The sequence below is a fragment of the Streptomyces virginiae genome (assembly GCF_041432505.1).
Lineage (GTDB): Bacteria > Actinomycetota > Actinomycetes > Streptomycetales > Streptomycetaceae > Streptomyces > Streptomyces virginiae_A.
Genome location: NZ_CP107871.1, coordinates 8,170,555 through 8,195,857, shown reverse-complemented (window position 1 = coordinate 8,195,857; position 25,303 = coordinate 8,170,555). Strand labels below are relative to the sequence as shown.

Genomic DNA, 25,303 nt, shown 5'->3' with positions numbered 1-25,303 from the left:
ACATGCCGAAGAAGCTCACCGAAGCCGAGATGCCGGCGGCCGACTACGCCTTCTACGGGCTGGTGTGGGCCGGAACGGTCATGACCGATCGTGTCGACCGGGCCCTGGTCAAGGCCCACGACCTCCCCGTGTCCTGGTTCGAGGTCATGCTGTGGCTGGCCTCCAGCCCCGAGCCGGTGCCCGCCTCCGTCCTCGGCAACAGCACCCTGCTCAGCCGCAGCCAGGTCTCCCGCGTCGTGGACGCCCTGCAGGCCCGGGGCCTGGTGACCCGCACGCCCTCGGCGCGCGACGCCCGATCGGTGGAGGTCTCCCTCACGGAGGCGGGGCGCACGGTGTTCACCGAGGCCGACGCCACCCGGCGCGAAGCGCTGGCTCCCGTCTTCACCGAGCTCCTCGACGAGCGGGACCTGGAGGCGCTGGGCACCGTGTGGCGCAAGCTCAAGGCGGCGAAGGCCGCGCAGGCCGAGCAGGAACGCGCCCGTTAGCCCCCCGTCCGGGAAGGGGTGCGGGCCACCGTCGACCTGGCCCGCTCAGCCGAGCTGGTAGTCGAACCAGATCCGGTGGGTGCCGTCGGCGTCGACCGCCATGCCCCCGGCACCCGCGATTCCCGCCAGTGCGCCGGTGCCGCTGGAGGGCACGATGGTGAAGAACTCCGCGGTGCGGTCACTGCCGGACGTGGTCGCCGAGTGCACGAAGTTGAAGGACCCGTCCCGACCGTTCAGTGAGCCCTCGAACGACTCCATGGCGACATAGGTGCCGACGCCCGTCTCCTGGTCGAACGCGGCGGTGAACAGGGTCGCGGAACGACCGGCCACCTCGCCCGCGAACGACTTCTCCATGGTCGCGACACCGACGGGGAGCCCGGTGGGGACGGCGGGCTCCGGCTTCAGCTCGGTCGGGACGAACGCTGCGACGGTGAACGTTCCAGTAGCTCTCATGGACCGACCGTAGCGGTGGGCACCGACAACGGGGGCCGAGCGGGACGGCGCGGCCGCCGCACGCGGCTCCGGCCGCTCTGTCAGCCGAGGTGCTCGTCAGAGGAGAGCGTGGCGGCGGCCGCGAAGAGGCGGGCGCACCGCCGCGTCATGGCCTCCGGGGTCTGCTCCGGGTGCTTGACCCACCAACGGACGAGGGTGGCGACCAGGTCCCGCCAGACGTACTTGAGCGCGTCGGCGTCCAGCGGGTCGGTGGATCCGGCCGAACGCAGCAGTTCCGCGGTGCCGCCGGCGGCGAGCCGGTCGATGGCCGACCAGTACGCCGAGGCCCGGCGCGCGGCCTCGCCATCGGGCGGCAGAGTGGTGTCGTAGAGCACGAACCACGCCTCCCGCTGCCCCTCCAGGGCGGTGAAGATGCTGCGCAGCACGCGCAGCGGCGTGTGCGGCGCGGCGGCTCCGCCCTCGCCCATCGCCGCGCGGATGGTGTCCAGCAGCCGGTCCCCGACCGGGACCAGACAGGCCACGTACAGGTCCTCCTTGGTGCCGAAGTACTGGTGCAGCAGCGTCTTGGTGACGCCCACGCGTGCGGCGATCGCGGGCAGCGACGCCGCCGCGTAGCCGTGCGTGCCGAACTCCTCCGTGGCCGCCTCCAGCATCTGCCGACGGCGGTGCTGCCGCGGGACTCCCTTGGTGCCGGCCTTCGAGGAATGCGAGGAGGGGGTTGCCATGAGCCGATATTATCAGTAGGTAATTTACCGCTAGGTAAATTACCTCGACCCCTGGAGCGCCGCCATGGCCGGCACCACCTCGCAACCCGACCGACCCACCGCCCGCACCCGCTCCTGGTGGGGCTGGGGCTGGGCTGACGCGCATCCCGACGACGCGGAATGCACCGCGATGGGCGCCCTGCTCCCCGGCACCCTCGGCCGTCCGCTCCCCGTCCCCCGCGTCCGCGACCTGGCCGTCGCCGCACCCGCCGTCGAACCCCCGCGGAGCCTCGCCCACCTGATCGGCGCGGATCCCGCCGACCGCGCCGCGCACTCCATGGGCAAGGCCTACCGCGACGTGGTGCGCGCCCTGCGTGGACGCCCGGGCCGCATCCCCGATCTCGTGGCCCGCCCCACCGACGACCAGGGCGTGGCCGATCTGCTGGACTGGGCCGGCGAGCGGCAGGTCGCCGTCGTCCCGTACGGCGGGGGCTCCTCGGTCACCGGCGGTGTCGAGTACCGCGGCGACGCCCACCGGGCCGTCATGTCCCTGGATCTGACCGCCATGGACCGCGTACTGGAGGTGGACTCGGAGGGTCGGGCGGCGCGCATCCAGGCCGGCACGCTCGGGCCGAGCCTGGAGGACCAGCTGCGGCCCCACGGCCTCACCCTGCGGCATTTCCCGCAGAGCTTCGAGTTCTCCACGTTGGGCGGCTGGCTCGCCACCCGGGCCGGCGGCCACTACGCCACCGGCCGCACGCACATCGACGACTTCGTCCAGTCGCTGCGCGTCGTGACCCCGGCCGGCATCAGCACCTCCTGGCGGCTGCCCGGCTCCGGGGCCGGCCCCTCCCCCGACCGCCTGTTCCTGGGCTCCGAAGGGGCCCTCGGCATCATCACCGAGGCATGGGTGCGCCTCCAGGAACGCCCCCGCCACAAGGCGTCCGCCTCGGTCGCGTTCACGGACTTCCGGAGCGCCCTGCGGGCGGTGCGCGCCCTCGCCCAGTCCGACCTCTCCCCCGCCAACTGCCGTCTGCTGGACTCCGGTGAGGCCGCGCTGTCGGGCGCGGCGCACGACGGCAGCTCGGTACTGGTCCTCGGGTTCGAGTCGGCGGACGAGCCGGTGACGGCCCGGCTCGAACGGGCCGTCGCGCTGGCCCGCTCGCACGGCGGCCGGTACGACGGGTCGGGCGGGGACAGCGCGGTCGGCGGCTCGGCGGGAAGCCCGGACGGCGACGCGGCGGTGGGCGCCTGGCGCTCGGCCTTCCTGCGGATGCCCTACCTCCGCGACGGCCTGGCCCGGATGGGGGCGGTCGCGGAGACCTTCGAGACGGCGGCCACCTGGGACCGCGTCCCCGACCTGATCGACGAGGTACGCAGGGAGGTGGGCGAGGCGGCGGCCAAGGCCACCGGCTTCCCTGCGACCGTCAACTGCCGTCTGACACACGTGTATCCGGACGGCGCGGCGCCGTACTTCACCGTACTCGCCGCCGGCCGGGCCGGGGACGAGGTCGCCGTCTGGGACGACCTCAAGGCGGTCGCGAGCGAGGTCCTGCACCGCCACCGGGCCACCATCACCCACCACCACGCCGTCGGCCGGGACCACCGCCCTGGCTACGACCGCCAGCGCCCCGAGCCCTTCGCCCTCGCCCTGCGGGCCGCGAAGGGAGCCCTCGATCCGCGGGGCATCCTCAACCCCGGCGTGCTCGTGGACTGAGCCCGCCCGTACGCCTGCCGGACGCCGCGGGGATGACACGGAGGGGCCGGGCCCGTCGGACGACGGTCCCGGCCCTCACGGTCGGCGTTCGGTCAGACGCGGTCGGCCGCGATCAGCACGTACTGGAAGGAGCCGTCCTTGTAGGACTCGATGAACGCCTCCTCGATGCCGGTGACCAGGGAGGACGTGGCCCGCAGCTCCCAGTAGGGCAGGGTGTCGGGGGTCAGGTCGATGACGGCCTGCGGGACGAGACGGTTGTCGGCCATCGCGCGCAGGTACTCGCGGCGGGAGTGGATGTTGCACTCGAAGTGCGCGTTGATCTGGGAGACCCACTTCGAGGGCTGGCCGTACCGCGGGTTCCAGCAGCCGGTGATGGTCACGTACCGGCCGCCGACCTTCAGGACGCGCGAGTGCTCCGCGAAGAGGTCGTGCAGGTCGACGTACATGCTCGACTCGTTGTTCCACGAGCCGGCGGCCTGCCCGGTCTCGAGCGGCGTGTTGAGCATGTTGCAGACACGGGCCCGGACGTGGTCCTCGATGCCGAGTTCGTGGGCCCGCTGGTTGGCGAAGTCGGCCTGCTTGGCCGACAGGGTGACGCCCTCGACCTTGCATCCGAAGCGCTGGTGGGCCATGACCATCGAACCGCCGCGGCCGCAGCCCGCGTCGACGAGGGTGTCGTCGCGCCCGATCGAGCCGAGGTGTTCGAGGAGGAGGTCGGCCTGGGCCGACTCCAGGCGGTGGAGCTCGGCGATCAGCTTCTTCTCGTATGCGCTGTCCTCGGTGTCGCCGAGGGCGGCGTGGTCGATGTCGCCGATGCCGTAGTGGTGGTGGTAAAGGCCGTCGACATCGCCGAGACGAAGGTTCACGGGCCTGGCCTCGTGGTCCCAGTAACGGGCGATGTCCCCCTGGTAGGGAGTCGCCGGGCCCGGGATGAACACGGAGGAGGTACCGGCGGCGGCGGTGAGATCGGTGCTAGTCATGAACAATTCCCATCTTTACCAGAAATCGGGCAGGCTGTAGCGATAGGTGTTGGTCTGGTGCCAGTAATGGTTGCCGTCGACCCACACGGCGACCCCGCGCAGGAAGCGCTGCACGCTCGGGACGGGGCAGGCGACGGCCAGTTCGGCGGCCGCTGCCTCGAAGTCGTGCATCAGGTCGTTGTGCACCTCGACAGCCTTCAGGTAGGCCTCCCGGTCGGAGCGGCTCTCGCGTTCGGCGATCACCACCGGCAGGTTCAAGTGCCGTCCAGGACTGGCCAGTTCCTTGGTGTAGGAGTACAGGTCGTTGACGATGGTGGTGGCATTGCCGGCCAACGCGATCACCCGTTGCATGGCGGGCTGCGCGTGGAGATCCGCGGGCAGTTCGTAGCCGCCGACGGAGTCGGTGATGGTGGGGCAGGGGCGGAAGTTGTTGAACTGGCGCATCGCCAGGTACTCCCACACCTCGGGCACGTACTCCGTCTGCGCCCAGGCCCCCTCGGCGAGGTAGCCCATGTGCAGCCGGGCCATGTCGTGCCGGTACCGGTCGGCCTGCGAGGGCGTGGTCGCCTGGAGGAAGTACTCCATGGCGGACCGGTAGGCGCGCCGGGGTGCGTCCGACAGGAGCGAGGCCTCCCAGTCCGGCGCGTACTCCTTCGTCGTGTGGACGGGGTCGAGAGCGGTGTGCGCCAGCAGCAGACGACCGCCGAGGCCGATGGGCGAGCCGCCGTGGTCCTCGCAGTAGCAGTCGTCGACCGCGTTCTCGGCGACCATCAGCCGGGTGGCGAGCATCAGGTGGTCGATGCTGGGGGCGTCGGGATGGCAGGCGACCATGTAGCGCCCGACGGAGAAGCCGTCGAACTGGTCCTCCCAGTCCTCCGGGTAGAGCGACACCTCGTCCAGGGCCCAGGCCTTGATCCGACGGCTGAGCTCCTCCACCCGCACCGGATCGGGCTCCGGCACCGGGTGGTGGTAGAGCCCCGGGATCGGATGGCCCGGGATCGGCGCGGACGCCTCGGGGGCCGCGGCGACGGCGGGGGCATCGCTCCGGGCCCAGTGCAGGCTCGTCGTACCCAGCCCGCTGGGCCCGCGCAGGATCCGTTCGAGGGCGGCACTCGGCTGTGGCGCGGCGGCCGCGGTCGCAGCCGCACCCTCGTCGGGAACGGACACGGCTACGGGTACCGGTCCGGGGTGTCCCGTGGGCAGGACGGGCAGGACGGGCGGGGCCGGCGGGGCGGGCGAGACCGGCGGAGAAGGCTCCACGGGCCCGGCGTCGGCGGCCGGTTCGACGCCGGCGGCGAGGGCGCTCGCGAGAACGTGCGCCCCGAAGGACGCCACCGCGGCGGGCAGACTCGACTGCAGAGGGGAAGGCCCAGGATCGGGCATCCGTAACTCCTTGGAGAGGTAAGTGGGTCGTCCCGGATCCCGGGCGTGCTCGGCGGGCCAGGACAGGCAGGTGTCCTGGCCGTCACGGCCGTCGGGCGGGTCCTCTTAGTCCCGCCTGCGGGCGATCTGCACGTTCTCCAGCACACCGAGCGCGTCGGGCACCAGGATGGCGGCCGAGAAGTAGGTGGTGACCAGGTACGAGATGATCGCCTGCTCGCTGATCCCCATGAAGCGGACCGAGAGGCCCGGCTCGTACTCCTCCGGCAGGCCGGTCTGGCGCAGACCGATGACGCCCTGGTTGTCCTCGCCGGTTCGCATGACGAGGACGGAGCTGGTGTTCTCCTTGCTGATCGGGATCTTGTTGCAGGGCAGGATCGGGACCCCGCGCCAGGCCGGAACCTGCTGGCCGCCGACGTCGACGTGGTCCGGGTAGAGCCCGCGTGCGTTGAACTCGCGCCCGATCGCGGCGATCGTCCGGGGGTGGGCGAGGAAGAACTTGGAACCGCGGCGGCGGCAGAGCAGCTCGTCGAGGTCGTCCGGGGTCGGCGGGCCCGAGTGGGTCTGGATCCGCTGCTTGAAGGCGGCGTTGTGGAGGAGACCGAAGTCCCGGTTGTTGATCAGCTCGTGCTCCTGGCGCTCGCGCAGCGCCTCGATGGTGAGCCTGAGCTGTTCCTCGGTCTGGTTGTGCGGCCCGTTGTAGAGATCGGCGACCCTGGTGTGGATCCGCAACACGGTCTGCGCGATGGAGAGTTCGTACTCGCGGGGCTTGAGCTCGTAGTCGACGAAGGCGCCGGGCAGGTCCGCCTCACCGGTGTGGCCGGCGGACATCGCGATCTCGGCCTCGCCGTGCTTGTTCTGGCGCTGCTGCGGGAGCGAGCTGAACCGGTTGATGTGGTCCTGGAGTTGCGGCGCCGCGGCGAGCACGGAGGCGAAGTCGCCGCGGGAGAGGGTGAGCAGGATGCCCGGGGTCTCGGCGGTGGCCGTGTAGTCCCAGGTGGCGTCGGCGTCCAGCAGGGCGTTCTCGCCGAACCGGTCGCCGTCGGCGAGTACGGCTACGGCGACGTCGTCGCCGTACTTGCCGACGGAGGTCTGGCTGATCCGGCCGTGGGCGATCAGGTGGATCTGGTCGGCGGGGGTGCCGCGCTCGACGATCACCTCACCGGCCCGGAAGTCGCGCTGGACGCACCGGCCGGCGATCGCGGTCAGCACGTCGTCGTCGTCGAAGCCGCGCAGCAGGGCCAGTTCGCCGAGCTCGCGCGGGATCACCCGGACGTTCGCGCCGTCCTGGACGAACTCGATGGTGCCGTCGCCCACGGTGTACGTCAGCCGGCGGTTGACCCGGTAGGTGCCACCCTTGGTCTCCACCCAGGGGAGCATCCGCAGCAGCCAGCGGGAGGTGATCTCCTGCATCTGCGGGGCGGACTTGGTCGTGCTGGCAAGGTTGCGGGCAGCCGCCGTGCTCAGGCTGGACTGCCGCGGCGGCTCCAGCTGGGCTTCCGGGCTGGTGTCAACGGTCATCGGGCGAGCTCTCCTTCGTAAGGGTGGTGGACGGCGCACGCGCGCGTCACCGAGGAACGAGGAAAAAGGGGGGCGAATATCAGGGAATCCGTACAGATCCGGGGGAACAGTAACGGCCGGTACACCCAGTTGAGCCTGAAAACCGTTGGCATTACTTCGATGCGGTGATCTTGCGGCACAGGTGGTTTGCCGGGGTTATAGACGATATTCGGCCTTACTCACGAACACGGCCGAAAGGCACCGCGCCGGTCGGCTCCCGCGGCGCCCTTACCCGCCGGCGCGCGTCCGCTCGGACGGGTCCGGCCGCCACATCGCCGTCACTTCCAGCGGGCCCACCGTCAGGCGCCGCAGGGTGGTGAAGCCGAAGCGGTGATAGAGCCGTACGTTCGCCTCGTCGGCGGTGGTGAGGAAGACACCGCCGGGCGCGGGGGTCGCGGCGAGCAGGCGGTTCAGGAGCCACCCTCCGGCGCCCCGTCCCGCGGCCGCGGGCTCCACGCCGATGAACTCCAGGGTCCAGGCCCCGGGCGGGGTTTCGGCCTCGGTGGCGTGCAGGTAGCGCAGCGTCCGCAGCAGGGCGCGGGGGCCGCAGCCCAGCAGGGTGCGGGCCGCCCAGGCGGCCCGGGCCGCGCCCGAGGGGGCGGCGGCCGGTGGTGTGAGGACGGCGGCGGCGACGGCTCGGCCGTGCCGGTCGGTCAGCAGGTGGCGACGGGCTCCGGGGAGCGTGGCGTGCGTCCGCAGTGTGGTGGTGAACCATGCCCGTCGCACCCGGTCCGATCCGCCCGAGATCCACCTCATGGCGGGTTCGCGGACGAAGGCGGCGGCGAGCACGGGCGCGCACCGCGCGGGCGGCGGAGCGTCGTCGTGGTCACCCGTGTCGTACTCAGACATCGCGCCGCCGTTCCAGCGGTGCCTCCGGCACGAGGTGGCACACCAGGAGCTTGAGGAAGAAGAGCGGTGCGAACCAGGCGAGCGCGGTGGGCACGGGCAGCCAGAACAGGTTGACGACGACGGCGGCGGAGTAACCGGCCATGGCCGTCGGGCGCTTGAGGTGGACGGGCGTGAACTCCACGACGACGGCCGCGAAGAGCAGCAGCGCGCTGTTCCCCAGGGTCCAGCCGCGGTCCCCGCCGAGCACCAGCAGGCCCATCGCGGCGAGGTGCAGCACGTGGGCGCCGACGAAGAGCAGGCGGGCACGCCGCGCCCCCGGGTCCTGGCGGTGGTACCAACGCTTGGCGGAGTTCGTCGCGTTGGTGAGGATGCCCCCGAGCAGATCGAGGCCGATCAGCACCACCACGACCCACTGGAGGCCGCTCCAGTCACGGTGGATCCCCGACGACCACACGCCGGCGGCGAGCAGTACCGCGCACCCGCCCGCGCCGAGCAGTTCCACGGTGGACTCGGAGCGGGACTTGCCCGGCCCCATGAACCGCTCCAGGCGGCCCAGCGGTCCCGGTGAGGTGGGGGGTATCTCCCAGCGGATCTCCAGATCAGTGCGCACGGCCGGCTCCTCCGTCCGCTGCGCCGCTCCACAGCCCGCGCAGCAGGCTCCAGACCTGCTCGCCCCCGGGGACCGCCGGCGCCGTCGGCCGCTCCGCGCGCAGCGCACTCAGCGCCCATGCGTCGGCCGCCCGCATCACGGCCGCGGTCGCGCCCGCCAGCAGGTCCGGGTCCACGTCCGTCCGGATGAAACCGAGCCGCCGGCCGTCCTGGACCACGGCCCCGAACCAGCCGAGCCAGACGCCGTCCCGCGCCCGCCCGACGGCGGCGTCGGCGAGGGCCAGATCGTCCGGGTGGGCATGCAGGTGCGCGGCAAGGGCATGGGATCCGGCTTCCAGTCGTGTCCAGAAGTCGGCCTCGTCGCGGGCCGGGGTCCACGGCCCGAGCACGCCGAGGAGGCGGTCGAGGACATCGTCGAGAACCGCGGCGAGGAGGTCCTCTCGGCCGTCGAAGTACTGGTAGGCGGCGGTCTTCGAGAAACCCGCCGCTTCGATGATCTTGTTGTACGAGGCGGACGCGGGGCCGTGCTCGGCGAAGTGCGCGCGGGCGACGGCGAGGATCGCCTCCTGTCGCTCGGCCGGCAGTCGATGGAATCGAGGGAGCGGAGTCATGTACTGACGGTACACACCAGCAGGGTGTACCGCCAGTACACCCTGCCGGTACACCTTGCCTGAGGGAACCGAATTGATCACGTATGACGTCTTCGGGGGCACATGACCGCCCAGGAAGAGGAGGACCTGACGTGAGGACCCCGGACGCATCAACGTCCCGACGCGCACTGCTGACCGTGGGAGCGGGGGTGGCACTCGCCGCCGCGTTGCCGGTGGGCACGGCGAGTGCCGCGTCGACGGCGGCCGGCCTGCGCGCGCTGGAGCGCGAGTACGGGGCGCGGTTGGGGGTGTACGCGCTGGACACGGCCTCCGGCCGGACCGTGGTCCACCGGGCCGACGAACTGTTCCCCATGTGCTCGGTGTTCAAGACGCTCGCGGCGGCGGCCGTGCTGCGGGACCTCGACCACGACGGCTCGCATCTCGCCAAGCGGATCCACTACACGCTCCAGGACGTCACGGACGCGGGCGGCGGGTCGATCACCGAGAAGCCCGAGAACATCGCGAACGGCCTGACCGTGGCGGAACTCTGCTCCGCCGCCATCGCCCAGAGCGACAACGCGGCCGGGAACCTGCTGCTGCGCGAGCTCGGCGGCCCCACCGCGGTCACCCGCTTCTGCCGCTCGCTGGGCGACCGTACGACCCGGCTCGACCGGTGGGAGCCCGAGCTGAACTCGGCGGAGCCGTCCCGGGTGACGGACACGACCGGCCCGCGCGCGATCGGGCGGACCTACGCCCGCCTCGCGCTCGGCGACGCGCTGGACCCCGGGGACCGGGAACTGCTGAACCGGTGGCTGCTGTCGAACACCACCAGCGGTGACCGCCTGCGGGCCGGCCTGCCGAAGGACTGGGCTGTCGCGGACAAGACGGGCGCCGGTTCGTACGGGACGAACAACAACGTGGGTATCGCCTGGCCGCCGGGGCGCCCGCCCATCGTCCTGGCCATCCTCTCGACGATGCCGGAGGCGACGGCGCCGCGCGACAACACCCTGATCGCCCGAACCGCGAAGCTGCTGGCGGACACGCTCGCCTGACGCCGGACCCCGCCGTCGGGGCCGCCCGGCACGGCGGGCCAGGTGCCGCCGCCACTCCTACGGACGCGCGAGGCGCAGCCCGTCCAGGTTGAGGTCGAGGAGGCGTTCGGCCTGGTCCCGCCGGTCGGGGCCGGCGGAGGTGAGGGCGATGCCCGCGAGGGCGGCGAACATGTCGGTCGAGCTGATGTCGGTCCTGATCGCGCCCGCGGCGGCGCAGGCGTCCATGAGGGACGTAAGGGCGTCCTGGATCATCCGGCGGCTGTCGGTGTAGGGGTCGGTCCCCGCGGCGAGGACCGCCCGCATCGCGTCGGCCATGCCCATCTTGGCGGTGGCGTAGTCGATGAAGCGGCGCGTCCAGGCGCGGAGGGCCTCGTACGGCGGCAGGCTCGCCAGCAAGGTGGGGACGGAGTCGCACAGTCGGGCGACCTCGTTGCGGTAGGCCGCCTCGATGAGGGCTTCCTTGGTGGGGAAGTTGCGGTAGAGGGTGCCGGTGCCCACGCCGGCTTCCTTGGCGATGCGCTCGAAGTGCGCCTCCAGCCCCTGCTCGGTGAACACGCGTACCGCGGCGGCCAGGATCTTGTCCCGGTTGCGCTGCGCGTCGGCTCTGAGCGGGCGTCCCGCGTCTGCGGCCATCAGTGGCTCCCTCGTTCCTCACTTGCTAAGTGGAGGAGCCTCCACTTAGTGTGAGCTGAAGTGGCGGCGCCTCCACTTATACTCTAGGGCATGGCCTGGCCTGCCCATTCCTCTTCCGAAGGGACTCCCGGTATGTCGGGAATCGAAGGCAAGGTCGTCGCCGTCACCGGCGCCGGCAGCGGTATCGGTGAGGCGACCGCCCTCCTGCTCGCCGAGCGGGGCGCGAAGGTGGTCCTCGGCGCACGTCGCACGGAGCGGCTGGAGGCGCTGGCCGCCCGGATCGAGCGGGCCGGCGGCCGAGCCGCCTGGATCCGTACGGACGTGACGCGACGCGCCGACCTGTCCGGCCTCGTCGGCCTGGCGCGGGAGCGGTACGGCAGGCTCGACGTCCTCGTCAGCAACGCCGGGGTGGGGCTCATCTCCCCGCTCGACGAACTGCGCGTCGAGGACTGGGAGGAGATGATCGACGTCAACCTCAAGGGCGTCCTCTACGGGATCGCCGCGGCGCTCCCCGTCTTCCGGGAGCAGGGCTCCGGACACTTCGTCAACACCGTGTCCACCGCCGGACTGCGCGTCGTACCGCTCCAGTCGGTGTACGCGGGCACCAAGAACGCGGTGCGCACGATCTCCGAGGGCCTGCGCCAGGAGGCCGGGGACGCGCTGCGCGTGACCGTCGTGTCGCCGGGGGCCGTGCGCACGGACTTCACGGAGCGCATGGACCCGCAGGCGCGGGCCCGGATCGACCGGATGATGGAGACCGCGCTGTCCCCGGACGCGGTGGCCCGTGCCATCGCCTTCGCCGTCGAGCAGCCGGACGGTGTCGACGTGGGCGACATCGTCGTGCGCCCCACCGCGCAGGCCTGAACACCCGGGACGGGGACCGGCACCGGCCGCGGCGAAGCCGTGCCGTGCCGGTCCCCCGGGACCGCGTTCCTACGGAGCCATCTCGTACGTGCCGGACAGGGCCTCGACCCGCGCCCAGACGCGCGCCGCCCGCTCCTCGTCGACGACCGGACGCCGCACCGCGCCCATCGCCCAGTCCTGCTGGGCGGCCGTCGCGGAGTCCTTGCCGTACAGCTCGACCGCGTGGCCGGAGAAGTCGCGGACGAGGACGGAGAACAGCTCGTCGAGCACCGACCCGTCCAGGTCCGTCAGGCGGGCCTGCTCCAGGATCAGCTGGCCGTAGACGACGAGCGCGAACAGCTGGCCCACCGAGAGGAGGAAGTCGAGGTCGCGGCTCTGCTCCTCGTCCGGGGCGACGGTGGCCACGAAGGCGCAGAGGGCGTCGGCCTGCTCGCGGAACCGGGCCACGTTCGGCACGTCGGCGTACGCGTCGTAGGCGGTCCGCCAGTCGTGGAACTGCACGGCGCCCAGGCCGCGGGCCGGGCCCTGCCGGAACAGGAAGGCGTCGTCGGCCGCGTCGAGCCGGGTCGGTACGGCCGGGTACTCGGCCGGGTTCAGCAGGTGGTTGCGCATGAACTTGAGGATCAGCGCGAGGTTGACGTGGACCGTGCCCTCCAGCTTGGGCAGTCCACGGATCTCGATGGCCGCTTGCGCGAAGTAGTTGTCCTTCTCGAAGCCCTTGGCCGCGATGACGTCCCACATCAGGTCGATGACCTTCTCGCCCTCCGTGGTCACCTTCATCTTCGTCATCGGGTTGAAGAGCAGGTAGCGGCGGTCGTCCGGGCCGGCGGAGCGGAAGTAGTCGACGGCGCGGTCGCTGAAGAGCTTCATCCCGACCAGGCGGACGTACGCGTCGGCCAGCTCCCGGCGCACGTGCGGGAAGGCGGTGACGGGGCGACCGTAGAGGACCCGGTTGTGCGCGTGGGTGACGGCCTCGTACATCGCGTGCTCGCAGATGCCGATGGAGGCGGTGCAGAGGTTGAACTTGCCGACGTTGACGGTGTTCAGGGCGGCGTCGAAGGCCGCCTTGCCGGTGTGCAGGACGTCCTCGGCGCGGACCGGGTAGTCGTCGAGGCGGAACTCGCTGACGTACTTGGAGGAGTCGACGACGTTCTTCACCAGGTTGTACGCCGGGTGGCGGCTGTCGGCGGCGAAGAAGACGTAGCCGTCGGGGCCCTCGATGTCGGTGCGGCGACCGAAGACGGAGACGAGGCCGGCGGCGTTGCCGTTGCCGATGTAGTACTTGGAGCCGCTCGCACGGAATCCGGCGGCACCGGATGCGTCGACGTACGGCCGCAGCAGCATGTCGGTGGAGTAGATGTCGGCGCCGTGGGTCTTCTCGGACAGGCCGAAGGCGAACACCTCGCCCTCGGCGAGCAGCTGGGCGGCGCGGTCGCGGGCGTCGGCGTTGTCGCTCTGCCAGACCGGGCCGAGGCCGAGGATGGTGACCTGCCAGGCGTACCAGTAGTCGAGGCCGTAGAAGCCGAAGATCTCGTTCAGGGCGGCGATCCGCGCGGTGTCCCAGCGCTTGTCCGACTCCCCCTCGCCGGCGGCGGTGGCCGGGGTCAGGAAGGTCGCGAAGAGGCCCTCCTTCGCCGAGAAGGCGAGGAAGTCGGCGAGCCAGGCGCGGGAGCGGTAGTCCTCGATCAGCCGGCGCTTGCCGCGGCTCTCGAACCAGTCGACGGTGGCGCGCAGCAGCCTGCGGGTCTCGGGGTCGAAGTGCGCCGGGTCGTACGTGTGCGGGTTGAAGAGCAGGGCGTCTGCCATGAGGGTTCACCTTCCGAGGGGCTGGAGGAGGGGCGGGGAGGGGGTCGAGCGCACGCGTGGGGGGTGCTGAGCGGCCGGGTGCGGTGCGGTGCGGTCGGCAGCGGCGCGAGGGATCCGGGCGACGTTCAGGCGGTGGCGGTCGGCGCCGTACCGCCGAGCCGGTGGAGGGTGTCGAGGACGTCGTCGAGCCAGGCGATCGTCATCCGCTCGAACGCGATACCGCCGCGCAGCACGACGTGCTGGAGCTCCTGACCGGCGTCGAGCGGTGCGGAAGCCTGCGGCCCGGTGAAGTCGCGCCGTTCACCGGCGAGATAGCGGGCCAGTCGGTCGCTGTGCGCCCGGTGGTGCCGTTCGACCTCGTGGATCAGCGCGGCCGGGTCGTCGAAGGCCGCGCCACGGATCTTGACGGCGAGGTCGTGGCGCAGGCTCTCGGGTTCGATCGGCTCGTGCAGCCACTCGGCGAGGGCGGCGCGGCCGGGGTCGGCGACGGAGTACTCCTTCTTGTCCGGTCGGCCCTGCTGCGGGACCTCCCGGGCGGCGAGCAGTCCGTTGCCCTCCATACGCCCCAGCACGCGGTAGATCTGCTGGTGGGTGGCGGTCCAGAAGTAGCCGATGGACCGGTCGAACCGGCGGGCCAGCTCATAGCCGGAGCCCGGCTTCTCCAGCAGGGAGACGAGGATCGCGTGGTCGAGCGCCATGCCCCGATCTTTCTATGCAACTCGTTGCATAGACAAGCGGCAGGGGTCAGGTGAGACGCGGCTCACCCGCCGCCCCGCCCACCTACCCGCTCGCCGACCCGCTCACTCGGCGCCGAGCCGCGCACCCGTCCAGACGAGCGCGGGCGGGATCTCCCGGAGCCAGGTGTTGAAGCTGTGGCCGCCGCTGTCGAGGATGATCGACGAGACGTGCGCGGGCGCCTTCACCTTGCGGACGAACTCCTGCGTCTCGCCGTAGTTCGGCTCGCCCCGCAGGGAAGAGGTCACCAGGAACGAGGAGTTGCCCTGCGGTCGGTGGTCCAGGTGCCACAGCAGGTCGGATCGCTTCTCCTCGTCCTTGTTCCCCTTGAACAGATCACCCGAGTCCTTGTCTATCTCGGGCCGGTACTCCGCCGAGAGCCCCACGCCGACCGTGTACGCCTCCGGATGCTGCACCGCCATCTTCAGGGCGCAGTAGCCTCCGGTGGAGTCGCCGATGATGCCCCAGCTCCGCGACGAGGTGCCCACGCGGTAGGTGCCGGAGACCGCCTTGACGACGTCCGCGCCGAAGAAGGCCTCGCTCTGCGGGCCCCTGGGGACGTCCACGCACTGGGTGTTGGGCGCGGCGATGGTGGGCCGCATCATCACCAGGATCATCGGTTGCATGCGCTTCTGCTTCGCCAGGCTCCACGCCAGGCGCGGGTAGTGCAGCTTCTTGATGAGGTTCTCGGCCATGCCCGGGTAGCCCGTGAGGACGACGGCCGCCGGGAACCTGCGCTGCTCGTCCGTCTTGTCGAAGTACTCCGGCGGCAGGTAGACGTACGCCTCGGCGGCGGCCCGGGACCGCTCACCGTGAATCGTCACCTTCTCGATCACGCCACCCACCTGCGGGTTCCGACCGCCGGGCACCTCCGGGGCCTGCCGGCCCAGCACCTCCACGGCGGCCCCGCCCGGGGCGGCCGGAGCCTGGGGCCTGGTCCCCGCGAGGTCGGACCAGGAGTCGTAGAGGAGGAAGGTGCGGTTGGCCGCGGCGCCGACCGACGCGAGCACCATCAACTGCACCAGTACGAGCAACCCGACGCGTCCCAGTACCCACCGGACGCCGGGCCGCGCCAGCCGGGGCCACAGACCCACCGTGAGGGCGAACAGCAGCGCCGCACACACCACGACGCCCGCCATGAGCGTGCCACTCGTCAGACCCATGAATCAGCGAACCCTTTGCACCGTCCCTGTCCGGACGCTCGGGTCCGGAGCGCTACCGGCGGGTAGCGCACCAGGCAAGAGGGACGGATCGGGCCCCGCGTTCCCTTCCGGAGAAATCCACCGGTACGGACCTCGCCTTCGTGCCTTCGACCGAGCCAGGTCCGAAGAGGCGCGGCCGACGGCTCCCCGTTCACCGGCGGCGCCGAACACACCGCCCCCGACCGGGCGGCTACGTCGGCCAGGCTCTGTTGGAGTGACGCACCCGGCCAGGCGTCCGTCCGGGCGAAGTTCGGGAACCCTGGGGCGGTGGTGGGCGTTGGTGCGACCATAGGAAGGTGATCAGCGGGATCCGACTTCCGATGACTCCGAGGGGAGCCGTTCATGAGCACGGCGAAAGACCTGTTCATCATCGCCATGGATCCGCCGCCGGACCGTTCCGTCGGGCAGGGTGACCTGTCGCTCGCCCTCGCCGGCGCCGAGCTGATCGATCTCCTCGACGCGCAGGCCGCCGTGCTGGACGGCGACCGCATCGTGCCGGGCGGCCTGCCCGGGCTGGACGACGAGCTCCTGGCCGAGGCCTCGTCGGCGCTCACCCGGCAGGCGCCGTACGAACGGGTCGAGGACTGGCTGTGGCGCCGCGGCCGCGATCTCTCCACCTCGTACCAGGCCGCGCTGGAGGAAGCCGGTCAGTTGACCCGGGGGCGGCGCGGCCTGCTGCCCTTCGGCACGGACCACCTGGAAGTGGCCGATACGCCCGCTCACCGCCAGGCGCTCAGCCGCTGGGAGTCGGACGAGCCCGTGCTCGCCTCGCTCGGCGCGGCCGTGGGCGTCCGCGAACCGCGCTCCGACGACGAACCGGGCCCGGACGACGAAGCGGTGACGACCGTCCTGGCCGTCGTCGGCGACGCCGTGATGGAACTGGAGGCCGTACGCCAGCGGCGGTCCATCGAGAACGCGGCGTTCGCCAACGTCTGGCGCGTCCCGTGACCCGTGGGGCGCCGAGTGGTCGGTGCCCCACGGGGTGTCGTGGGGCAACGGGCGACCGTCGCCACCTCGTCGTCACTCGGTGAGTCCGGCCCCGGGCCGGCGCGGGCCCGTCAGCCGGCGTCGAGGACGAGATCGGCGCGGCGCCGGCCCCGGGCGACGAGGCGCGCGTTGACCTCGTCCGATCGAGCCACCCAGGCGCGCGCGTACGCGGGGTCCTTGCCGTGCCGTACGTGACGCTCGATCAGCCGCTCCAGGCGCAGCTCCTCGGACGGGGCGAGGTACCAGGCCTCGTCCAGCAGGGGGCGTACCGAGGCCCACTCCCCCGCGTCGTGCAGCAGATAGTTCCCCTCGGTGATCACCAGCGGTACGTCCGGGGGGACGGGGATGCTGCCCGCGATCGGCTCCTCCAGGCGACGGTCGAAGGCGGGCGCGTACACCGTGGGCCCGTGCGGCGCGCGGAGCCGGCGCAGCAGGCAGACGTACCCCGCCGCGTCGAAGGTGTCCGGGGCGCCCTTGCGGTCGGCGCGCCCCAGCCGGTCCAATTCGGCCTGGGCGAGGTGGAACCCGTCCATCGGGACCACGACGGCCCGCCCGGGCCCGAGCGCGTCCGCGAGTCGGGCGGCCAGCGTCGACTTCCCGGCGCCCGGTGGCCCGGCGATGCCCAGGACGCGCCGCTCGCCCGGCGCGGCCAGCGCCACCGCCCTTGCCACCGGTTCCGTCGTACTCATCCGCACATCCTGCCCGAGGGGTGCGGCCCGGCGCCCCTGCCCCGGCGCTGAGCGGGGCGCCGGGCCGCCCGGTCAGCAGCGGGGGCAGGCGTCGCGGATCACGCGCCAGGTGAAGGTGGCGGACGCGGTCGCACCGGTGACGTCCTTGGCGGTGACGGTCACCGTGCGGATGCCGCTGCCGCGCAGGAGGCCCGAGATCAGGCCGGTCGAGGAATTGATCGAGGCACCGACCGGCAGGTTGACCGCCGACCAGGTGTAGGGAGCCGTGCCGCCGGTGGCGGTCATGGGCAGGTACGCGGAGTCGTACTGGAGGGACACCTGGTTGCCCGGGTTGACCACGGACGGGGCGGCGGTGGCCACCGTGCGCGTCACCGCGGAACCGGTCGAGCCGTGCGGCGCGGCGAAGGACGGACCGACCGACGCCGCCAGGACCGCCGCCAGGCCGACGGCCAGCGCCGCCGGTCTGCGCGGGACGCGTGTGCGTGCGGGAGTGCGCGTGCGTGTGCTCAACAGAACCTCCGAACTCGTCGGGCGGGGGCGGCGTTTCCGGTACGGATCCCGGAGGCCGCCATCACCCGTTGCGGGTATGCGTGTTCGAGGTGCGTGGCGCGTCGGAATCATAGGCGGGCCCGGCCGTCCCGTCGATGGCGCCGAGGCCGACCGCCCGGGCCTACGATGTCCGCCATGTCCGGTACGGTCGCCGTCCCGCTCGCCCCACCGCCCCGCGCGCGACTGCGCTCCGCCGTCCGCCTGGCCGTGTGCGCCGCCGTGCCCTGGTTCCTTTGTCTGTGGTGGGGCACGAGCACGGTTCCCGTGCCGGCCGCCCTGCCGGCCGTCCTGATCCTCCGTGACGACGTGTACGACGCCCCGCGGCGCGGGTGGGAACGGCTCGTGGGCGTCGTCGTCGGCGTGGCGCTGACCACCCTCGTGCTGCACTGGCTGCCGCCTCCCACGGCCTCCTCCGTGGCCTCGCTGTCGGTGGTCGCGTCGGCGTCCTTCCTGGCCGTACTGGCCTGCGGCTGCGCGGGCATGTACCTGATGTACCAGGGCGGCGCCCCCAACCAGCAGGTCCTGGTCAGCGCACTGGTGATCTACGCGACCGCTCTCCCCGGCTATGCCGTGGCCCGCCTCGCGGAGAGCGCCGTCGGCATCGCCACCGTGGTCCTGCTGGGCCCACTGCTCTGGCCGCCGGACCCGTACCGGACGGCCGCGACCGGACTCGACACGTACCGGGGCGAACTCGACGACCTCCTCGGCACGGTCGCCGCCCGGCTCGGCGCCGGCGGACCGCCCACCGTCCCGGGGCTCCCCGAGGACGCGGAGCTGTGGCTGCGACCCCGCGGCGGCCTCGCGGCGTACGAGCGGGCCGCTCGGCGCACCCGGCTCCCCCGGCTGTACCTGCGCACGCCCGCCCGACCGCCGGACGGGCTGGAGGAGCGGCTGAGGCTCGCCGCCCGAACCGCCCTCACCCTCCAGTACTTCACCGAGGAACTCCGGGAGCGCGCCCGGACCGACGGCCCCGACCGACCCCCCGGGACGCCCGTACCCGACCCGGCCCTGCGCGACCTCGCCCCGCTGGTACGGGCCACCGCCCGCGCGCTGGACGCCGCCCTGCGCGGCGCGGACTGCGCCGCGGACCTCGACCGGGCCCGCGAGCTGGACCTCGCCCACCGCGCGGCCCACCCCACCCGGCACGACGCGGTCCTGCGGGCGGGTCTGCACCTGACCCACGAGGCCGTCGCCGCCCACCTGTCGGCCCGCCGCTGACCGGCCCATGGCGTTCTCCTGCCGAGCGGTGCCGGTCGGGGCCGGCGCGCGGGCCACCGATAGGCTCGGGCACCGACCGGGGAGATGAAGGAACGATGACGTTGAACGAAGGCCTCCGGGTGAGGCTGACCGAGGACCTCACGCTGACCGGTTCGGTCACCGCGGCGGGGGAAGCCGTCGCCGGGTTCCTGGCCCTGGCATCGGGTGCCGAAGGCACGGTCGAGCGGGTGGACGAGCACCAGCCGCAGAGCGGCGAGGACGTCCGTGAGTACGAGCGCCTGAAGTCGCTCCTCGACTCCTTCGGCCATCAGATGCCCGAGGGCAGCAGGAAGCAGCTGGAGGAGAAGGTCGCTTCCCTGGAACCCGCGTGGATCGCGTTCCAGGAGCAGAAGGTCCGCGTGACGGTCCGCGTCCGCTTCGACAACGGATTCGTCCTCGACGGCGCGCACGAGGAACTCTTCACCTCCGCCTGAGGCCGCCCGAAGCCGGTCCGCGGCCGGTCCGACGCCGACCCCGAGGCCCGCCCGGGCCCGGTCCGCGGCCGCGCGCGGCCGTCTGGCACCCTCACCCGGCGCGCGTTTCACTGGAAGGTGCCGTACCAGCGCGCCCATGGCGGACCGCGCACCCGGGAGGTCCCGTGAACACGTACGTCCCACCCCGCTTCGACCCCACTCGTGTCCCCCACCTGCTGGGGTCCTTCGCACCCGTGTCCGAGGAGGTCGACGTCGCGGACCTGGAGGTGACGGGCGAGCTGCCCGACTCCCTGGACGGCCTGTACCTGCGCAACGGCCCCAATCCGCGGTTCACGCCGATCGGCTCGTACCTGTACCCCATCGACGGCGACGGGATGCTGCACGGTGTGTGGGTCTCCGGCGGCCGGGCCCGCTACCGCAACCGCTTCGTCCGTACCCCCGCGCTGCTGGCCGAGGAACGGGCCGGCCGGGCCCTGTGGGGCGGCCTCGCATCGATGGTCGTGCCGGACGCCGACCAGGTGGGACCGGAGCTCGCCGGCACCTTCCGGGACATGCCCGACATCAACGTGGTCCGGCACGCCGGCCGGCTGCTGGCCCTCGCCGAGTCGGCCTGCCCCTTCCGGGTCGACTCCGAACTGGCGACGCTGGGCCGCGAGGAGTTCGGCGGGGCGCTGCCCGCCGGCATCACCGCCCACCCCAAGATCGACCCGGTCACGGGCGAGATGGTCGTCTTCTGCTACGGCCTGGAGCCGCCCTACCTGACCTGGTCCGTCATCGACCGCCACGGCGCGGTCAGCCGCGGGCCCACCCCGGTCGACGGGGTGGACGAGCCGATGATGATCCACGACATGGCTCTGACCGGCCGCTACGCCGTTCTCGTCCTCGCCCCGGCCTTCTTCGACCTCGCCGCGGCCATGGCGGGCGGCTCCTTCCTGGCCTGGCGGCCCGAACGCGGCACCCGGGTGGCGCTGATCCCGCGCGACGGCGGACCGGTGCGCTGGGCGTCCGACGAGGCGTTCTGGACGTGGCACACCGTGAACGCGTACGACGACGGCCCGGGCCCGGACGCCCCGGTGGTCCTCGACTACGTGCAGTGGAGCAGGCTGACCGTCGGCGGCCCCGAGGAGGACACCGGCCCGATCAGCGGCGGCCTGATGCGGGCACGCCTCGACCCGGCCGCCGGCAGCATGGCCCGTACCCCGCTGGACGACTCCCGGGTGGAGTTCCCGCGGGTCGACGACCGGCGCATCGGCCGGCGCCACCGGTACACCGCGCTGGCCACCGAGACCGGGCGGACGGATCTGCTGCCGGGCGAGTACGACGCCGTGCGCTGGTACGACGACGAGACCGGCACCTCCCGCGTCTGGTCGGCCGGGGACCTCTCCGTCGGCGAGCCGGTCTTCGCCCCCGAGCCCGGCTCCGAGGAGGGCGGCCACTGGCTGACCTTCGCCACGGACCGCACCGACGGGTCGAGCTGGTTCCTGGTCATCCCCGCAGAGGACCCCGCCGCCGGCCCGGTGGCGCGCGCCCGTATCCCCGTGCGCGTCCCGCTCGGCCTGCACGGCTGCTGGCTGCCGACCGAGGAGTGAACCCGTCCGGCGCGCCCGCGCGGCGGGGCCGTGCCACGCTGTTGCTTGGCCTCGGGAGGAGAGCGCCGCGACGAACGGAGCGCGCTGTGAGCAGACCGTTCCACCTCGCACCGATACGGCGCGGCCTGGCCGCCGCCTGCGCCGCCCTGCTGTTCGTGGCCCTCGCCTCGGGGACCGCCACCGGCGCGGACCCGACCCCGACCCCGACCCCGTCCACGGGCACGTCGCCGTCCGCGACCGGCGACACGGGCCTCGGGGGCCTCGACCCGCGCATCAGGGCGATCATGCGCAAGCCGGACTACCGCAACGCCCAGTGGGGCCTGCTGCAGACCGACCCTGACGACGGCCGCGTGGTGCACAGTCTCTTCCCCGAGCAGTTCTTCATCCCCGGATCCACTGCCAAACTGCTCAGCGTCTCGGGCCCGTGGCACACCCTCGGCGCCGACCACCGCTTCGTGACCCCGCTCTACGCGGTCGGGGAGCGCGACGGCGCGACGCTGACCGGCGACCTCGACCTCGTCGCCCAGGGCGACCTCACCATGGGCGGCCGGACGCGCCCCGACGGCACGGTCGCGTACACCGACCTCGACCACACCTACGCCAACGACTTCCCCGGCGCGACCCTCACCCCGCAGAACCCGCTCGCCGGGATCGACCAGCTCGCCCGGCAGGTGCGCGACTCCGGCATCACCCGCGTCGACGGCGACGTGATCGTCGACAGTCGGCTGTTCCTCCCCGACCCGGAGCTCGTCCCCACCCCGACGCCGCTGATCATCAACGACAACCTGATCGACCTCATGACCACCCCCGGGGACCGACCCGGCGCGGACGCACGGCTGGACTGGCGGCCCAAGGTCGCGCCCTACGAGGTCACCTCGTCGGTGAAGACCGTGGCGGCCGGGAGGCCGACCGCGATCACGGTGACGGCCACCGACGGCGGAACCCGCATCCGGCTGACCGGAACGATCGCGGCGGGCTCCGAACCACTGCTGCGCACCTCCCCGATCGTGGACCCGGCCGGCTTCGGACGCGTCGCGCTGATCGAGGCCCTCGAACGCGCCGGGGTGCACGTCACCGCCGACCCGACGGGCGCCAACCCGGTGGGGCGGCTGCCGAGCGACTACGACGGGCGGCCGCGGGTGGCGGCGTACACCTCCCCGCCCTACGCCCAGTACGCCAAGCTGATCCTCAAGGTCAGCCACAACCTGGGCGCCAACCTCGGCATCTGCCTCCTGGCCGTCACGGCGAAGAGCGACCGGTGTCCGGCGGGCTTCCCGGTGCTCGCCGACTTCCTCGACCAGGCCGGCGTGGACCGTGAGCAGGCGCAGCTCATGGACGGCCGGGGCGGCAACCCCGCCGACCGGGCCACCCCTCAGGTGCTGGTGCAGATGCTGGCGTACTGGCAGCGGACCCCCGACGCCCGACTGTTCCGGGAGGCTCTGCCGATCCTGGGGGTCGACGGTCTGCTGGCCGAGAACTGCCGCGGCTGCCCGGCCCGGGGGAAGGTGTTCGCCAAGACCGGCGCGGCCGTCGGCGGTGACGCCCTCAACGACCGGCTGGCCGTCGGCGCGATCACCATCGCGGGCTATCTGGACAAGGGCGGCGGCCGCTTCGACACCTTCTACGCGGGCGTCAACGGCGCCTCCACACCGGGCGCCGACCCCACCGAGGTACTGACCATCGCCAACGACCTCGCGATGATCGCCGCCTACCTCCAGGAGTCCTCGGCGCCCTGACCGGTCCGGGGCCCTGCCGAAAGGGCCCCGGCCGGCGGTCCGAAGGAAACCTATGCGAGGTCGAACCGGTCGAGGTTCATCACCTTGTCCCAGGCGGAGACGAAGTCACGGACGAACTTCTCGCCCGCGTCCTGCGCCGCGTAGACTTCCGAGAGCGCCCGGAGCTGGGCGTGCGAACCGAAGACGAGGTCCACCGCGGTCGCCGTCCACCTGACCTGGCCCGTGGCGTGGTCCCGGCCCTCGAACACGTTCTCGGTCGACTCCGACGCCTTCCACCGCGTGCCCATGTCGAGCAGGTTCACGAAGAAGTCGTTGGTCAGCGCCTCGGGCCGGTCCGTGAAGACGCCGTGCCGGGACTGCCGGAAGCCGGTGTTCAGCGCCCGCATCCCGCCGATGAGCACCGTCATCTCGGGGGCGGTCAGGTTCAGCAGGTTGGCACGGTCCAGCAGCAGCGTCTCCGGCGACAGCTTCTCGCCCGCCCGCAGATAGTTGCGGAAGCCGTCCGCCTTGGGTTCGAGGACGGCGAAGGATTCCACATCCGTCTGCTCCTGCGAGGCGTCCGTGCGGCCCGGCGCGAACGGCACCTCGATGGCGTACCCGGCGTTCTTCGCGCCCTGTTCGACGGCCGCGCAGCCGCCCAGCACGATCAGGTCGGCGAGCGAGACCTTCTTCCCGCCGCTCTGCGCGCCGTCGAAGTCCCGCTGGATCCCTTCGAGTGTCCGAAGCACTTCGGCCACCTCGGGCAGGTCGTTGACCTCCCAGTCCTTCTGCGGCGCGAGCCGGATCCGGGCTCCGTTGGCCCCGCCCCGCATGTCCGTGCCGCGGAAGCTCGACGCCGCCGCCCACGCCGCCGTGACCAGCTGCGGGAGGGACAACCCCGAGTCGAGGATCGTGCGCTTGAGGGCGGCGACGTCCTCGGGACCGACCAGCTCGTGATCGACCGCGGGTACGGGGTCCTGCCACAGCTGGGGTTCGGGCACCCACGGGCCGAGGTAGCGCGAGATCGGGCCCATGTCGCGGTGCAGCAGCTTGTACCAGGCCTTGGCGAACGCCTCGGCGAGCTTGTCCGGGTTCTCGTGGAAGCTCTTCGCGATCGGTGCGTAGACCGGGTCCATCCGCAGCGCGAGGTCCGTCGTCAGCATCATCGGAGCGTGCTTCTTCGCCGGGTCATGGGCGTCCGGCACCGTGCCCTGGGCCGCGGGGTCCTTGGGGGTCCACTGCTGCGCGCCGGCCGGGCTCGTGGTCAGCTCCCACTCGTACGCGAACAGGTTGTCCAGGTAGCCGTTGTCCCACGTCGTCGGCCGGGTGGTCCACGCGCCCTCCAGACCGCTGGTGAGCGAGTCGACGCCACTGCCGCTGCCGTAGGTGTTCTTCCAGCCGAGGCCCTGCTGCTCGATCGGGCAGCCTTCCGGCTCGGGTCCGATGTAGTCGGCGCCGACCGCACCGTGGCACTTGCCGAAGGTGTGACCGCCGATGATGAGGGCGGCCGTCTCCTCGTCGTTCATGGCCATGCGCGCGAACGTCTCACGGATGTCGCGGGCCGCGGCGAGCGGGTTCGGGTCCCCGTTGGGGCCTTCCGGGTTCACATAGATGAGCCCCATCTGCACGGCGCCGAACGGGCCGGAGAGTTCCCGGTCGCCGCTGTAGCGCTCGTCCCCGAGCCACGTGTCCTCGGGACCCCAGAAAACCTCATCGGGTTCCCAGATGTCCTCGCGCCCGAAAGCGAATCCGAACGTCTTGAAACCCATGGATTCCAGCGCGCAGTTACCGGCGAACACCAAAAGGTCGGCCCATGAGATCTTCCGACCGTATTTCTGCTTGACCGGCCACAGCAGACGGCGGGCCTTGTCGAGGCTCGCGTTGTCCGGCCAACTGTTGAGCGGGGCGAATCGCTGGGCGCCGGCACCGCCGCCGCCCCGGCCGTCGGCGATGCGGTACGTTCCCGCGGAATGCCAGCTCATCCGGATGAAGAGCGGTCCGTAGTGGCCGTAGTCCGCGGGCCACCAGTCCTGCGAGGCCGTCATCACCTCGAAGACGTCCCGCTTCAGGGCGTCGAGGTCCAGGGTCGCGAACTCTTCCGCGTAGTCGAAATCGTCGCCCATGGGATCGGCCAGGGGCGATTGCTGGTGCAGAACCTGAAGGTCCAGCTGGTTCGGCCACCAGTCCCGATTCGACCTGGGGCGAGTCGGCGCGGGGGTCGGGGCAGGGATTACTGGGTTCTCGCTGTCGCTGCCGGACACGTCCGTCCTTCTTCCTGTGTCGATGTTTCCATCTGCTGGCTGCTTGCGTCGGCGCGTCCGTATGGTCGCGCACCGAAGGGCTCACCGCGGAGAGAACACGCAGGGCGTGGGCGGGTGGAAAACACTCGGAATTCCAATCGAGGTCCCGGCCCGGCGGATCGGCTTCCTGCCGGGCCCGGTTCGATATCGCTAACGTTCTGTTG

At 72.0% G+C, this 25,303-nt stretch carries 24 protein-coding genes; 9 read left to right on the top strand and 15 right to left on the bottom strand.

Features of this window, described 5'->3' with window-relative positions; genetic code table 11:
* Positions 1-2 precede the first annotated feature (2 nt).
* A complete protein-coding gene (locus OG624_RS37805) occupies positions 3-485 on the top strand; it encodes a MarR family winged helix-turn-helix transcriptional regulator (RefSeq protein ID WP_033216298.1) in 483 nt (160 codons plus the stop codon).
* A gap of 45 nt (positions 486-530) precedes the next feature.
* Here OG624_RS37805 and OG624_RS37800 read toward each other — a convergent pair whose 3' ends face one another.
* The gene (locus tag OG624_RS37800) at positions 531-938 is read right to left on the bottom strand and encodes a DUF3224 domain-containing protein (protein WP_161291521.1); all 408 of its coding nucleotides are present in this window, start codon (positions 936-938) and stop codon (positions 531-533) included.
* Positions 939-1,018: 80 nt separating this feature from the next.
* The gene (locus OG624_RS37795) at positions 1,019-1,663 is read right to left on the bottom strand and encodes a TetR/AcrR family transcriptional regulator (protein WP_326749907.1); all 645 of its coding nucleotides are present in this window, start codon (positions 1,661-1,663) and stop codon (positions 1,019-1,021) included.
* A 64-nt stretch (positions 1,664-1,727) separates the two neighbouring features.
* On the opposite strand from OG624_RS37795, the gene OG624_RS37790 reads away from it, so the two are divergent.
* Complete coding sequence (locus OG624_RS37790; RefSeq protein WP_266447871.1) at positions 1,728-3,359, top strand: FAD-binding oxidoreductase; 1,632 nt, start codon at positions 1,728-1,730, stop codon at positions 3,357-3,359.
* Between the two features lie 92 nt (positions 3,360-3,451).
* Here OG624_RS37790 and OG624_RS37785 read toward each other — a convergent pair whose 3' ends face one another.
* From OG624_RS37785 to OG624_RS37760, 6 genes are all read right to left on the bottom strand, one after another.
* Complete coding sequence (locus OG624_RS37785) at positions 3,452-4,339, bottom strand: geranyl diphosphate 2-C-methyltransferase (RefSeq protein ID WP_033216290.1); 888 nt, start codon at positions 4,337-4,339, stop codon at positions 3,452-3,454.
* Between the two features lie 15 nt (positions 4,340-4,354).
* Positions 4,355-5,722, bottom strand: coding sequence for a family 2 encapsulin nanocompartment cargo protein terpene cyclase (locus tag OG624_RS37780; protein WP_371640489.1), 1,368 nt, complete (start codon positions 5,720-5,722; stop codon positions 4,355-4,357).
* Between the two features lie 105 nt (positions 5,723-5,827).
* Positions 5,828-7,240, bottom strand: coding sequence for a family 2B encapsulin nanocompartment shell protein (locus tag OG624_RS37775; RefSeq protein ID WP_033216286.1), 1,413 nt, complete (start codon positions 7,238-7,240; stop codon positions 5,828-5,830).
* Between the two features lie 267 nt (positions 7,241-7,507).
* Positions 7,508-8,128: a GNAT family N-acetyltransferase gene (locus tag OG624_RS37770; RefSeq protein WP_371589473.1), complete on the bottom strand. Its 621-nt coding sequence runs from the start codon at positions 8,126-8,128 to the stop codon at positions 7,508-7,510.
* Entirely contained in the window at positions 8,121-8,738 is a 618-nt protein-coding gene (locus OG624_RS37765) for a hypothetical protein (protein ID WP_033216284.1), read from the bottom strand. Before OG624_RS37765 ends, OG624_RS37770 begins: the two co-directional genes overlap by 8 nt.
* Entirely contained in the window at positions 8,728-9,348 is a 621-nt protein-coding gene (locus OG624_RS37760; protein WP_208869305.1) for a TetR/AcrR family transcriptional regulator, read from the bottom strand. Before OG624_RS37760 ends, OG624_RS37765 begins: the two co-directional genes overlap by 11 nt.
* Before the next feature lie 131 nt (positions 9,349-9,479).
* Here OG624_RS37760 and bla point away from each other — a divergent pair, with 131 nt between their 5' ends.
* A complete protein-coding gene (gene bla / locus OG624_RS37755; protein ID WP_033216282.1) occupies positions 9,480-10,379 on the top strand; it encodes a class A beta-lactamase in 900 nt (299 codons plus the stop codon).
* Positions 10,380-10,436: 57 nt separating this feature from the next.
* On the opposite strand, the gene OG624_RS37750 is transcribed toward bla, so the two are convergent.
* On the bottom strand, positions 10,437-11,012 hold the full coding sequence (locus tag OG624_RS37750; protein WP_033216281.1) for a TetR/AcrR family transcriptional regulator: 576 nt from the start codon (positions 11,010-11,012) through the stop codon (positions 10,437-10,439).
* A 132-nt stretch (positions 11,013-11,144) separates the two neighbouring features.
* On the opposite strand from OG624_RS37750, the gene OG624_RS37745 reads away from it, so the two are divergent.
* Positions 11,145-11,876, top strand: coding sequence for an SDR family oxidoreductase (locus OG624_RS37745; RefSeq protein ID WP_033216279.1), 732 nt, complete (start codon positions 11,145-11,147; stop codon positions 11,874-11,876).
* 69 nt (positions 11,877-11,945) lie between these two features.
* On the opposite strand, the gene OG624_RS37740 is transcribed toward OG624_RS37745, so the two are convergent.
* From OG624_RS37740 to OG624_RS37730, 3 genes are all read right to left on the bottom strand, one after another.
* Positions 11,946-13,682, bottom strand: coding sequence for an acyl-CoA dehydrogenase family protein (locus OG624_RS37740; RefSeq protein WP_033216277.1), 1,737 nt, complete (start codon positions 13,680-13,682; stop codon positions 11,946-11,948).
* A gap of 125 nt (positions 13,683-13,807) precedes the next feature.
* Positions 13,808-14,380: a PadR family transcriptional regulator gene (locus OG624_RS37735; RefSeq protein ID WP_371640488.1), complete on the bottom strand. Its 573-nt coding sequence runs from the start codon at positions 14,378-14,380 to the stop codon at positions 13,808-13,810.
* Between the two features lie 102 nt (positions 14,381-14,482).
* Entirely contained in the window at positions 14,483-15,580 is a 1,098-nt protein-coding gene (locus OG624_RS37730) for an alpha/beta hydrolase (RefSeq protein ID WP_371640487.1), read from the bottom strand.
* Between the two features lie 381 nt (positions 15,581-15,961).
* Between OG624_RS37730 and OG624_RS37725 the strand changes: the two genes are divergently transcribed.
* On the top strand, positions 15,962-16,567 hold the full coding sequence (locus OG624_RS37725) for a GOLPH3/VPS74 family protein (protein ID WP_033216271.1): 606 nt from the start codon (positions 15,962-15,964) through the stop codon (positions 16,565-16,567).
* A gap of 110 nt (positions 16,568-16,677) precedes the next feature.
* On the opposite strand, the gene OG624_RS37720 is transcribed toward OG624_RS37725, so the two are convergent.
* Together OG624_RS37720 and OG624_RS37715 are read right to left on the bottom strand one after the other, a co-directional pair.
* Entirely contained in the window at positions 16,678-17,295 is a 618-nt protein-coding gene (locus OG624_RS37720) for a nucleoside/nucleotide kinase family protein (RefSeq protein WP_161294631.1), read from the bottom strand.
* Between the two features lie 72 nt (positions 17,296-17,367).
* A complete protein-coding gene (locus OG624_RS37715; protein WP_371640486.1) occupies positions 17,368-17,805 on the bottom strand; it encodes an Ig domain-containing protein in 438 nt (145 codons plus the stop codon).
* A 174-nt stretch (positions 17,806-17,979) separates the two neighbouring features.
* Here OG624_RS37715 and OG624_RS37710 point away from each other — a divergent pair, with 174 nt between their 5' ends.
* The 4 genes from OG624_RS37710 (at position 17,980) to dacB (ending at position 22,860) form a co-directional block, all read left to right on the top strand.
* On the top strand, positions 17,980-19,062 hold the full coding sequence (locus OG624_RS37710) for an FUSC family protein (RefSeq protein ID WP_326749898.1): 1,083 nt from the start codon (positions 17,980-17,982) through the stop codon (positions 19,060-19,062).
* A gap of 95 nt (positions 19,063-19,157) precedes the next feature.
* Positions 19,158-19,535, top strand: coding sequence for a hypothetical protein (locus tag OG624_RS37705; RefSeq protein WP_033216263.1), 378 nt, complete (start codon positions 19,158-19,160; stop codon positions 19,533-19,535).
* Positions 19,536-19,699: 164 nt separating this feature from the next.
* Complete coding sequence (locus OG624_RS37700) at positions 19,700-21,124, top strand: carotenoid oxygenase family protein (protein WP_371640485.1); 1,425 nt, start codon at positions 19,700-19,702, stop codon at positions 21,122-21,124.
* Positions 21,125-21,210: 86 nt separating this feature from the next.
* The gene (gene dacB, locus OG624_RS37695) at positions 21,211-22,860 is read left to right on the top strand and encodes a D-alanyl-D-alanine carboxypeptidase/D-alanyl-D-alanine endopeptidase (RefSeq protein ID WP_371640483.1); all 1,650 of its coding nucleotides are present in this window, start codon (positions 21,211-21,213) and stop codon (positions 22,858-22,860) included.
* 50 nt (positions 22,861-22,910) lie between these two features.
* Here the strand turns inward: dacB and katG are convergent, their stop codons facing one another.
* Positions 22,911-25,100 (bottom strand): catalase/peroxidase HPI, encoded by a 2,190-nt coding sequence (katG, locus tag OG624_RS37690; protein ID WP_371640482.1) that lies wholly within the window; start codon positions 25,098-25,100, stop codon positions 22,911-22,913.
* Positions 25,101-25,303: the final 203 nt, after the last annotated feature.

Bases quoted from the DNA above. Each gene is read 5' to 3' on its own strand.
- OG624_RS37770 (WP_371589473.1), bottom strand. From the start codon at position 8,128: ATGTCTGAGTACGACACGGGTGACCACGACGACGCTCCGCCGCCCGCG.
- OG624_RS37725 (WP_033216271.1), top strand. From the start codon at position 15,962: ATGAGCACGGCGAAAGACCTGTTCATCATCGCCATGGATCCGCCGCCG.
- OG624_RS37705 (WP_033216263.1), top strand. From the start codon at position 19,158: ATGACGTTGAACGAAGGCCTCCGGGTGAGGCTGACCGAGGACCTCACG.
- OG624_RS37740 (WP_033216277.1), bottom strand. From the start codon at position 13,682: ATGGCAGACGCCCTGCTCTTCAACCCGCACACGTACGACCCGGCGCAC.
- OG624_RS37775 (WP_033216286.1), bottom strand. From the start codon at position 7,240: ATGACCGTTGACACCAGCCCGGAAGCCCAGCTGGAGCCGCCGCGGCAG.
- OG624_RS37795 (WP_326749907.1), bottom strand. From the start codon at position 1,663: ATGGCAACCCCCTCCTCGCATTCCTCGAAGGCCGGCACCAAGGGAGTC.
- OG624_RS37800 (WP_161291521.1), bottom strand. From the start codon at position 938: ATGAGAGCTACTGGAACGTTCACCGTCGCAGCGTTCGTCCCGACCGAG.
- OG624_RS37790 (WP_266447871.1), top strand. From the start codon at position 1,728: ATGGCCGGCACCACCTCGCAACCCGACCGACCCACCGCCCGCACCCGC.
- OG624_RS37735 (WP_371640488.1), bottom strand. From the start codon at position 14,380: ATGGCGCTCGACCACGCGATCCTCGTCTCCCTGCTGGAGAAGCCGGGC.
- OG624_RS37750 (WP_033216281.1), bottom strand. From the start codon at position 11,012: ATGGCCGCAGACGCGGGACGCCCGCTCAGAGCCGACGCGCAGCGCAAC.
- OG624_RS37785 (WP_033216290.1), bottom strand. From the start codon at position 4,339: ATGACTAGCACCGATCTCACCGCCGCCGCCGGTACCTCCTCCGTGTTC.
- OG624_RS37730 (WP_371640487.1), bottom strand. From the start codon at position 15,580: ATGGGTCTGACGAGTGGCACGCTCATGGCGGGCGTCGTGGTGTGTGCG.
- OG624_RS37780 (WP_371640489.1), bottom strand. From the start codon at position 5,722: ATGCCCGATCCTGGGCCTTCCCCTCTGCAGTCGAGTCTGCCCGCCGCG.
- OG624_RS37720 (WP_161294631.1), bottom strand. From the start codon at position 17,295: ATGAGTACGACGGAACCGGTGGCAAGGGCGGTGGCGCTGGCCGCGCCG.
- OG624_RS37710 (WP_326749898.1), top strand. From the start codon at position 17,980: ATGTCCGGTACGGTCGCCGTCCCGCTCGCCCCACCGCCCCGCGCGCGA.
- OG624_RS37805 (WP_033216298.1), top strand. From the start codon at position 3: ATGCCGAAGAAGCTCACCGAAGCCGAGATGCCGGCGGCCGACTACGCC.
- OG624_RS37745 (WP_033216279.1), top strand. From the start codon at position 11,145: ATGTCGGGAATCGAAGGCAAGGTCGTCGCCGTCACCGGCGCCGGCAGC.
- OG624_RS37760 (WP_208869305.1), bottom strand. From the start codon at position 9,348: ATGACTCCGCTCCCTCGATTCCATCGACTGCCGGCCGAGCGACAGGAG.